This window comes from Brachybacterium nesterenkovii (genome assembly GCF_900163655.1).
Classification (GTDB): domain Bacteria; phylum Actinomycetota; class Actinomycetes; order Actinomycetales; family Dermabacteraceae; genus Brachybacterium; species Brachybacterium nesterenkovii.
In genome coordinates this window covers 1-8,873 of the sequence record NZ_FWFG01000018.1, presented here as the reverse complement: position 1 = coordinate 8,873, position 8,873 = coordinate 1, and the positions used below count along the sequence as shown (strand labels likewise).

The following is an 8,873-nucleotide window of genomic DNA, read 5'->3' as shown; positions in this document are numbered from 1 at the left end:
GGGTGGGACGGGGGAGCCGGGCCCAGGGGCGCCCGATACGCTGAGCCCATCATGACGACCCCCGCGCAGACCTCCCGCCTGGCCGCCTGGCCCACCCCGATCTGGACGCCGCGCGCCGTCGTCGTCGACTGCGACGGCGTGCTCGTGGACACCGAGGCCGAATGGGTGGGCGTGCAGGACTCCTACCTCGCCTCCCACGGCGCGGCGCTGGACGCCGCGACCCGCCGCGAGCTCACGGGGCGCAGCGCCGAGACGGTGATCCGCACCATCGCCGAGGTCCTCGACGCCGACCCCCAGCGCGTGGCCGAGGACCTCATCGCCCTCCACCGCGCCGACCTCGGCCGCGGGGTCCGGCTGCTCCCCGGCGTCGAGGAGGCCGTGCGGGCGATCGCCGCGCGCGTGCCCGTGGCCGTCGCCTCGAACTCGCCGCGCGATCTGCTCGACCAGAAGCTCGCCGCGATGCCCTTCGGGGACGTCTTCGACGCGAGCGTGGCCATCGAGGACGCCCCCGCCCCCAAGCCCGCGCCCGACATGTACCTCGTCGGGGCGCGCCTGCTGGGCGCCGATCCCGCCGACGTCCTCGCCTTCGAGGACTCCGAGACCGGTGCGCAGGCCGCGGCCGGGGCGGGCCTGGCGCTGATCGCCGTGCCGTCGCTCGCGGGCCAGCACCCCGTCGCCGACGTCACCCTCGCCTCCCTGGAGGACGCCGACCTCCGCGCCTGGATCGAGACCTGGGAGATCACCCGATGAGCCGGTTCACCGACGCCTTCGGCACCTGGACCCCTGAGGCCGTCGTCTTCGACTGCGACGGCCTGCTGCTGGACACCGAGAGCGTCTGGGAGCACACCCAGACCCAGATCCTCGAGCGGTACGGCGCGACGCTCGCCCCCGAGGCCGCCGAGGCGATGGTGGGCTCCACCCTCGAGGTCGCCGCCGAGCACATCGCCCGCGCCGCCGACCGCCCGTACGAGGATGTCCTCGCGGCCGTCCGCGAGCAGTTCCTGGTGAACCTCGCCGACGAGCTGCACCCGCTGCCGGGCGCCGAGGCCGTCGTCCGCGCCGCCGCCGCGCGCGTCCCGATCGCCTGCGCCTCCAACTCCTGGCACGACGCACTCGTCGACAAGCTCACCCGCACCGGCCTCCTCGAGCACTTCACGCGCCTGGAGTCCACCGATACCGTCGAGCACGGCAAGCCCGCCCCGGACATGTACGTCCAGGCCGCCCGGGGGCTCGGCGCCGAGCCCTCCCGCGCCCTCGCCCTCGAGGACTCCGCGACCGGCGCCCGCGCCGCGCTCGCCGGCGGCCTGCGCCTGCTGACGGTCACGGACGCGGGCGACGCCGTGCCCACCGGCGACCTGCGCCTGACCACGCTCGACGACCCCGAGCTGCTCGCCTGGATCGGGACCTGGGGCGCCTGAGGCCCGTCCCGCGGACCGTCGTCCGATGACCGCTCCCGGGGCGCGCACGGGCCGACCTGGCACACTGGAGCCCATGACCTCTGCACCCCACGACGTCCGCGTGCGGGCGAGCGACCTGCGCGGCCGCGCCTGGCTGAACACCGGCGGCGTCGACCTGACCCTCGAGGATCTGCGCGGGAAGATCGTCGTCCTCGACTTCTGGACGTTCTGCTGCGTCAACTGCCTCCACGTGCTCGAGGAGCTGCGGCCCGTCGAGGAGAAGTGGGCCGACGAGGTCGTCGTCGTGGGCGTCCACAGCCCCAAGTTCGAGTTCGAGAAGGACCCCGACGCGCTCGCCGCGAACGTCCAGCGCTACGAGGTCACCCACCCCGTGCTCGACGATCCCGAGCTGCGCACCTGGTCCGAGTACGGCGTCAAGGCCTGGCCCACGCTCGTCGTCCTCGACGCCCACGGCCGCATCGCCGGCTCGATGTCGGGGGAGGGGCACGCCGACAACCTCGACGCGCTCATCGGCCGTCTCGTCGCCGAGAGCGAGGCCGACGGCTCCCTGCGCCGCGGGCCGGCGCCCACCGTGCTGGAGGACCGCGTCCCCCAGCCGCTGCGCTTCCCCTCGAAGATCGCGGCGCTGCCCGACGGCCGCGTGATCGTCTCGGACACCGGCCAGCACCGCCTCGTGGTCCTCGAGGCCGACGGCGCGAGCGTCGACGAGATCATCGGGACCGGCACCCGCGGGCACGCCGACGGCGAGGGCCCCGAGGCGCAGTTCGCCGAGCCCAACGGCATCGTCGTCCTGCCCGAGGACGTCGCCCAGGCCACCGGCATCGATCTGGTCGTCGCCGACACCGCGGGCAACCGCCTGCGCGGCGTGGCGCTCGGTCGCGACCGCCTCCTGCGCTCCCGCACCGCCACGACCGTCACCACGCTCGCCGGGACGGGGAAGCAGTGGATGCAGGGCGAGGCCCTGCCCGTCGGCCAGGGCGATCCGCTGTCCTTCTCGCTGTCGACGCCGTGGGACCTGACCTGGTCCGATGAGCTCGCCGCCGTCGTGATCACGATGGCCGGGATCCACCAGATGTGGCTCTACGACCCGGCCGGGCAGACCCTCGCGGTCCTCGCCGGCACCACCAACGAGGGCCTCGTCGACGGCGCCCTCGTGCGCTCGTGGTGGGCCCAGCCCTCCGGCGCCGACCAGCTGCCCGACGGCCGCATCGTCGTCGCCGACTCCGAGACCTCCGCCGTGCGCGTCATCGACCCGCACGCCCTGACGGTCCGCACCCTCGTGGGCGAGGGCCTGTTCGACTTCGGGCACGTCGACGGGCCCGTCGAGACCGCACGCCTGCAGCACCCGCTGGGCGTCACCGCCCTTCCCGACGGCCGCATCGCGATCGCCGACACCTACAACGGGGCGATCCGCCTGCTCGATCCGACCGCCGACACCGTCGTGACGGTCGCGACGGACCTCGCCGAGCCGTCCGACGCGATCGTCGTCGACCCGATCGACGGGGTCGACCAGCTGCTCGTCGTCGAGTCCGGCGCTCACCGCCTCACCTTCGTGCCCATCGCCCGGGCCGCCGAGCGCCACGTGGACCTCGGCGCACAGCGCTCCGAGCGTCCCGCGACCGCGATCGCCGCCGGGCCGCTGACCGTCCGCGTCCTGTTCACGCCCCCGCCCGGGCAGAAGATGGACGACTCGCTGGGCCCGTCGACCCAGGTGAGCATCTCCGCGACCCCGGCTGCGATGATCGTCTCCGGCGGCGGCACGAGCGCCGACATGGAGCGCACGCTCGAGCTCGACCCCGCGTACACCGAGGGCGTGCTACACGTGAGCGCCCGCGCCGCCTCCTGCGACGCGGATCCGGACGTGGAGTTCCCCGCCTGCCACATGCACCAGCAGGACTGGGGCGTGCCCGTCCGGGTCTCCGGGCACGGCACCGACCGCCTCGATCTCGCCCTGCTGGGCTGACGCCGCCCGACCGCATTTCCGCGACCCACTCGCCGATCGGCACGAGGAGACCTCTTCCGTGGACCTCATCACGAGCTTCCCCCTGGGCGACGACATTGCCTGGACCCTGCTGGCGACCGCGCTGATCGGCGTGGTCGCGATCGTCCTCGGGGCGGTGATGCCCCGCCGGGCCCGGCGCGACGAGGACTCGCCCGAGCTCGACGAGGAGGTGGGTCAGCGCCTGGGCTCGCTGCTGTCGGCGTCCGCGGCCACCGCGCTGTCGATCGGCGTCCCCGCCCTCCTGCTGCTCCTGCTCGTGCCGGGCTCGATGGACATGCGCCTGATCCGCTCGGGGATGATGCTCGCTGGCCTGCTGGTGGGCGCCGTCTCCTCCTGGAGCGCGATCGGCGTGCTCCTGCCGACCCTCGCGCTCGAGCCCGAGGAGCGGCGGCGCGCGCTCGCCCGCGCCGGCGCCCTGATGGTCGCCGCGGCCCTGGCGCTGGCCCTCGTGCCCGTCGCGATCGCCGTCTGGTTCCTGCAGGCCGACGCCGGGACGCCGCTGCTGGCCTTCGCCGCCGGCACCGCCCTGTTCGCCCTGGCGGCCCGCGCCACCGGCTCCTTCACCGACATCGCTGCGGACTCCTCGGCCCTGCTCGCCGGCGCCGACGAGAACGAGCTGGACCGCGAGGCCGACGACAACCCCGGCGCCCAGGCCGTGCGCCTCGCGTCCCTGCAGCGCCGCGGCCCCTCCCGCAGCGCCGACATCACCGCCGTCGCCGCCGCCGTGCTGGCGGCGGGCATCGCCGTGGGCGTGGCTGTCCTCGCCGTCGAGGGCATGATCGTGCCGCTGCTGGGCGGCGGCATGGCCGTCCTCGTCGCGCTCATCGTCTCCGTCATCCCGCAGCTGGGCACGGAGGGCCGCGAGCACGAGACCCTGCGCCTGGGCGCGCTGATCCCGTCGGTCCTCGGCGCCGGCGCCCTCATCGCCACCGCGATGCTGTGGCTGCCCACCGAGTACAAGGGGCTGCGCTTCGCCAAGGTCGGTCTCGATCAATTCACCGACCCCGTCCTCACGGGCGGCCAGCCCGTCCCGCGCGCCCAGCTCGAGCCGCAGATCGAGCAGGCCCAGGCCCAGCTCGCCCAGCTGCTCTCGCAGACCGACGACGCCTCCCGCTCGATCGTCGACACCATCGCGATCTACGGGATCAACCCGCCGCTACTCGTGGGCATCTCGGTCGCCGTCGGCGCCGTGATCGCGATCGCGACCCAGCTGCTCATGTCGTACGCGGCCGACCGCCGCAACACGCCGGCGCTGGCCGGGGCCCGCACCTCCCGCACCGGCGGGGCCCTCGGCGCCCTCAGCGCGCTCGGCTCCGGCGGCACCACCGCCGCGCTCGTGCTGACCGTCGTCGTCCTCGGCCTCGGCTGTCTCGAGGTGCTCGGCGCTGGCGTCGGGATGCTCGTGTCCGTGCTCGTGGCCTACGCGGGCCTGGGCGCGCTGCTCGTCATCGCCGGCCACGCCGCGGTGCACACGGCCGCGGCGATCGCCGACCGCCCCGGGAGCGAGACGCCCCTGCGCGATGCGACCCGAACCGCCGACGCCGCCTCCGCCACCGGGCTGCAGGTCGCGGCCGTGCTCGGCGCGCTGCCGCTGCTCGCCGCCGTCACCAACGCGATCCGCGGCTCCGCGCGCGGCGCGAGCGTCTGGGAGGACACGGCCCTGCACGACATGACCCCCGCCTCGGTCACCGCCGTCGGCGGCGTCGCGGCGGGCCTGGTCGCCGTGCTGTTCATCGGCACCTCCCTGCTGGAGTCCGCCCGCCGCATCGGCGCCGCCGCCGTGCTCGACACCCGCACGGCGCTCCTGGACGGCGGCAGCGGCCGCGTCCACCTCGGCGAGCTCGAGACCCTCACCCGCAAGGCGGCCGCGGCCCCGCTCGCGATCGCCGTGCTCATGCCCGTCCTCGTGGGCTTCGGCCTCGGGGCGGCAGCGCTGCCCGGCTACCTCGCTGCCGTGGTCGTCGGGGCCCTCGTGCTGGCCGTGTGGACGAGCGCGGCCGACGCCTCCCTGCGCTCGGGCATCGGGATCATCGAGAGCGGCCGCTACGGCGGACGCGGCTCGTGGGCGCACTCCGCGGCGCTCGGCAACGCGGTCCTGGGCACCGGCCTGCGCGCCGCGATCGGTCAGATCGCCGTCCCCGCCGCGCTCGCCACGGCCCTGCTGACCGCCGTCGGCATCGGCACCTTCGTCGCTCTGCCCACGGACGGGACCAGCATCTACCTGCGCTGGGGCATCGCGCTGCTCGCACTCGCGGCCGTCGTGTCCGCGGCGATCGTCACCGCCTCGGTGCCCGAGCCCGATCTCGAGGACGCCATCGACGATCTCGACGAGCCCCTGTTCGCCCGGAAGGTCGACGAGCGCGAGGACGACCTGTTCTCCGGCGCCTGGGACGACGAGGACGACCGCGAGGAGGTCGTCGTGGCGCGGCGCGCGGCCGCGGAGCGGAAGAAGGCCTCGAAGGGCACGGGCGGGAAGCGGTCGGCCTCGAAGGGGTCGAAGGGCTCGCGCCGCCGCTGAGGCGGCCGCTCAGGCGGGAGTGCCGCCGAGGGAGCGGACCACGAAGGCGACCAGCGCCTCCGTTTCGCGGTCGTTCGCGGTCGAGCGCCCGATCAGCAGGGAGTTGACGATCCGCACCGTCGGGTCGACGTCGAGATCGCGCGCGAAGTCCCCCGCGGCGATGCCCTGGACGAGGATCCCGCGCAGCACGTCCTCGATCATCACGACGTGCTCGCGCATGCGCATCGCCGTCTCCGGTGCCAGCGTCGTGTGCCGCGAGGGCATGTGGAAGGCGCCGTGCAGGCTCACCTGGGTGCGCACGTACAGGGCGATCGCCTCGACCGCGTCGGAGGCTCCCGCGATGCCCTCGCGGAGGCGCTCGAGGTAGCTCGCGGTCTCGTGGATCGCGAACTCCACCAGCAGGGTGTCCTTGTCGGGGAAGTGGTTGTACAGCGCGGTGCGTCCCACTCCGGCCTCGGCGGCGATCCGCGAGAACGTGATCTGGTCGAAGTCGTCGCGCTCCATCAGCTCCCCGACGGCGGCGAAAATGCGGGCGCGGGTCTGCTGGCGGTGCTCCTCGAGAGAGCCGCCGATGATCTTGGGCATGGGCCGTATCCTCTCACGACCTGACGCCGTGTCGGGAACTGTCAGCATCATCGGTGTGTCAGCAGTGCCGATGGGCCGCCGGACGCGCGAGAGCCCCCGGCGGACCGGGGGCTCTCGGATGCGGAGCGGGTGACGGGAATCGAACCCGCGCTGTCAGCTTGGGAAGCTGAAGTTCTACCATTGAACTACACCCGCAGTGCAGGCCGGTCGAAGACCGTGGCGAGACGATCCGACCGACGTGCTGGACCAGTGTAGCCCGGCCCGCGCACCCGGTCGAACCGGCATCGCCGCCGTGCAGGACCGAACGGCGCGCGAGGGGTCCCTGCGGTCGATACCCTGGGCCCGTGCTTCTCAGCGATCGCTATATCCGCGCCCAGTTCGACGCCGGGCGCGTGCGCCTGGACCCCTTCGACCCGTCGATGATCCAGCCCGCCTCGGTGGACGTGCGCATCGACCGCTTCTTCCGCGTCTTCGACAACCACAAGTACGCGATGATCGACCCCGCCCAGGAGCAGTCCGAGCTCACCCGCGAGATCGCCGTCGAGCCGGAGCAGGCGTACATGCTGCATCCGGGGGAGTTCGTGCTCGCCTCGACGTACGAGTCCGTCACGCTGCCCGATGACATCGCCGCGCGCCTGGAGGGCAAGAGCTCGCTGGGGCGCCTGGGCCTGCTGACCCACTCGACGGCCGGGTTCATCGACCCCGGCTTCACCGGTCACATCACCCTCGAGCTGTCCAACGTCGCGACGCTGCCCGTGGCCCTGTGGCCGGGGATGAAGATCGGCCAGCTGTGCTTCTTCCGCCTCTCCTCGCCGGCTGAGCACCCCTACGGGACGGGGGCGAACCTCAACCGCTACCTGGGCCAGCGCGGCCCGACGGCCTCGCGCTCGTACCTGAACTTCCACCGCACGCTCATCGAGGACGATCGCCCCGAGAGCTGAATTGGGCCGGGGCTGAGATGCGCCGGGGTTGAGGTGCGGAGAAGCGCCCTCAGGCGGCGCGGCGCCCGGCCGCGCCCAGGCGGATCGGCGCGAAGGTTAGCAGCCCCAGCCCCAGCACCGCGAGGATGCCGAGCATCCCCATGCGGGTGTCGTCGAACAGGCCCACGCACAGGGCGAACGCCGCGGGGCCCAGGAAGCCGAAGGCGCGGCCCGTCGTCGCGTACAGGCCGAAGTCCTCGGTCTCCTGCGACTCCTTGGACAGCCGCGTCAGGAGGTTGCGCGAGGCCGACTGCACGGGCCCGACGAACAGGCAGATGAGGAGCCCGCAGATCCAGAAGGCGAGTGTCGTGCCCGCGAGCAGCACCACCGCCCCGATCACGATGATCACGATGCAGCCGGCGATGATCACGGCCCGCGGGCCGAAGCGGTCATCGGCCCTGCCGCCCAGGAACACGCCGAAGCCGGCGATGAGGTTCGCGGCGATGCCGAAGACGATCACCTCGGTGGTCGAGAAGCCGTAGGCGTTGGCCGCGAGCACCCCGGCCAGCGAAAAGATCGCGCCCAGCCCGTCGCGGTAGATCGCGGAGGAGACGAGATAGGCGAGCATGACGGGCTCGTCGCGCCAGGCGCGGGCGAGGCGCCGGCCGATGTCGAGGTATCCCTGCCACGGCGTCCACCGCGCCGCGTCGGCACGACGCGGCATCGCGGGGGCGCGGCGCAGCAGTGGGAGGGTCCCCACCAGCATCCACAGCGCGACGAAGACCGGGATCGCCCGCAGGTTCCAGCCGTCCTCGGCCGTGATGCCCAGCAGCCCCGTTCCCGGCATCACGAAGCCCAGCAGCACGATCCCCAGGCACAGGATCGAGCCCCAGTAGCCCGTGGCCCAGGCCGTCCCCGAGATGCGGCCGCGATCGGCGGGCGTCGAGATCTGGGGGAGCACCGAGTTGGTGAAGACCCCGGCGAGCTCCGAGAAGACGACGCCGACGGCGATGAGGATCGCCCCGAGCCACAGGTACGACGGATCCATCCGCACCAGCGGCATGCACAGGACCGTGGCGACCGTCGCGAGGGTCGTCACGCGCAGCAGGAGATTGCGGCGCCCGCCCGCGTCGGCGAGGTTGCCCAGCAGCGGCGCCAGCAGGGCGATCACGACCGCGGCCCATGCCTGCGCGGTCGAGAGCACCTCGGAGCCGTGGTCGCGCGCGGCCTTCATCGCGGCCTCGCCCTCGATGCCGTGGGCCGCCACGCCGCTCGTCACATAGGTCGCGAAGACGAAGGTGAGGATCACCGAGGAGAAGGCGGACATGCCGCCGTCCCACAGGTTGAACGCGCGGATCCGGCGGCGGCGCTCGGGGGAGCGGGCGGCGTCCGCGCCCTGCTCGGGCCCGACGGGCCGGGTGGAGGGAGGC

At 73.6% G+C, this 8,873-nt stretch carries 7 protein-coding genes and 1 tRNA gene; 5 read left to right on the top strand and 3 right to left on the bottom strand.

The window, feature by feature from the left end; translation table 11 throughout:
• The first annotated feature begins 51 nt into the window (after window positions 1-51).
• From FM110_RS02070 to FM110_RS02055, 4 genes are all read left to right on the top strand, one after another.
• Complete coding sequence (locus tag FM110_RS02070; protein WP_087102203.1) at window positions 52-750, top strand: HAD family hydrolase; 699 nt, start codon at window positions 52-54, stop codon at window positions 748-750.
• The gene (locus FM110_RS02065) at window positions 747-1,418 is read left to right on the top strand and encodes an HAD family hydrolase (RefSeq protein WP_087102201.1); all 672 of its coding nucleotides are present in this window, start codon (window positions 747-749) and stop codon (window positions 1,416-1,418) included. The genes FM110_RS02070 and FM110_RS02065 overlap by 4 nt, the downstream gene beginning before the upstream one ends.
• A 73-nt stretch (window positions 1,419-1,491) precedes the next feature.
• Window positions 1,492-3,381, top strand: a complete 1,890-nt coding sequence (locus FM110_RS02060) for a thioredoxin-like domain-containing protein (protein ID WP_087102199.1) — start codon at window positions 1,492-1,494, stop codon at window positions 3,379-3,381.
• 58 nt (window positions 3,382-3,439) lie between these two features.
• Entirely contained in the window at window positions 3,440-5,938 is a 2,499-nt protein-coding gene (locus FM110_RS02055) for a sodium/proton-translocating pyrophosphatase (RefSeq protein ID WP_087102198.1), read from the top strand.
• A gap of 9 nt (window positions 5,939-5,947) precedes the next feature.
• Here the strand turns inward: FM110_RS02055 and FM110_RS02050 are convergent, their stop codons facing one another.
• On the bottom strand, window positions 5,948-6,523 hold the full coding sequence (locus FM110_RS02050) for a TetR/AcrR family transcriptional regulator (protein WP_087102196.1): 576 nt from the start codon (window positions 6,521-6,523) through the stop codon (window positions 5,948-5,950).
• A 124-nt stretch (window positions 6,524-6,647) separates the two neighbouring features.
• A tRNA-Gly gene (locus tag FM110_RS02045) sits at window positions 6,648-6,718 on the bottom strand.
• A gap of 149 nt (window positions 6,719-6,867) precedes the next feature.
• Here FM110_RS02045 and dcd point away from each other — a divergent pair.
• Window positions 6,868-7,464 (top strand): dCTP deaminase, encoded by a 597-nt coding sequence (dcd, locus tag FM110_RS02040; RefSeq protein ID WP_087102194.1) that lies wholly within the window; start codon window positions 6,868-6,870, stop codon window positions 7,462-7,464.
• 49 nt (window positions 7,465-7,513) lie between these two features.
• On the opposite strand, the gene FM110_RS02035 is transcribed toward dcd, so the two are convergent.
• Window positions 7,514-8,785, bottom strand: coding sequence for an MFS transporter (locus tag FM110_RS02035; protein WP_327230292.1), 1,272 nt, complete (start codon window positions 8,783-8,785; stop codon window positions 7,514-7,516).
• Between the last annotated feature and the right edge of the window lie 88 nt (window positions 8,786-8,873).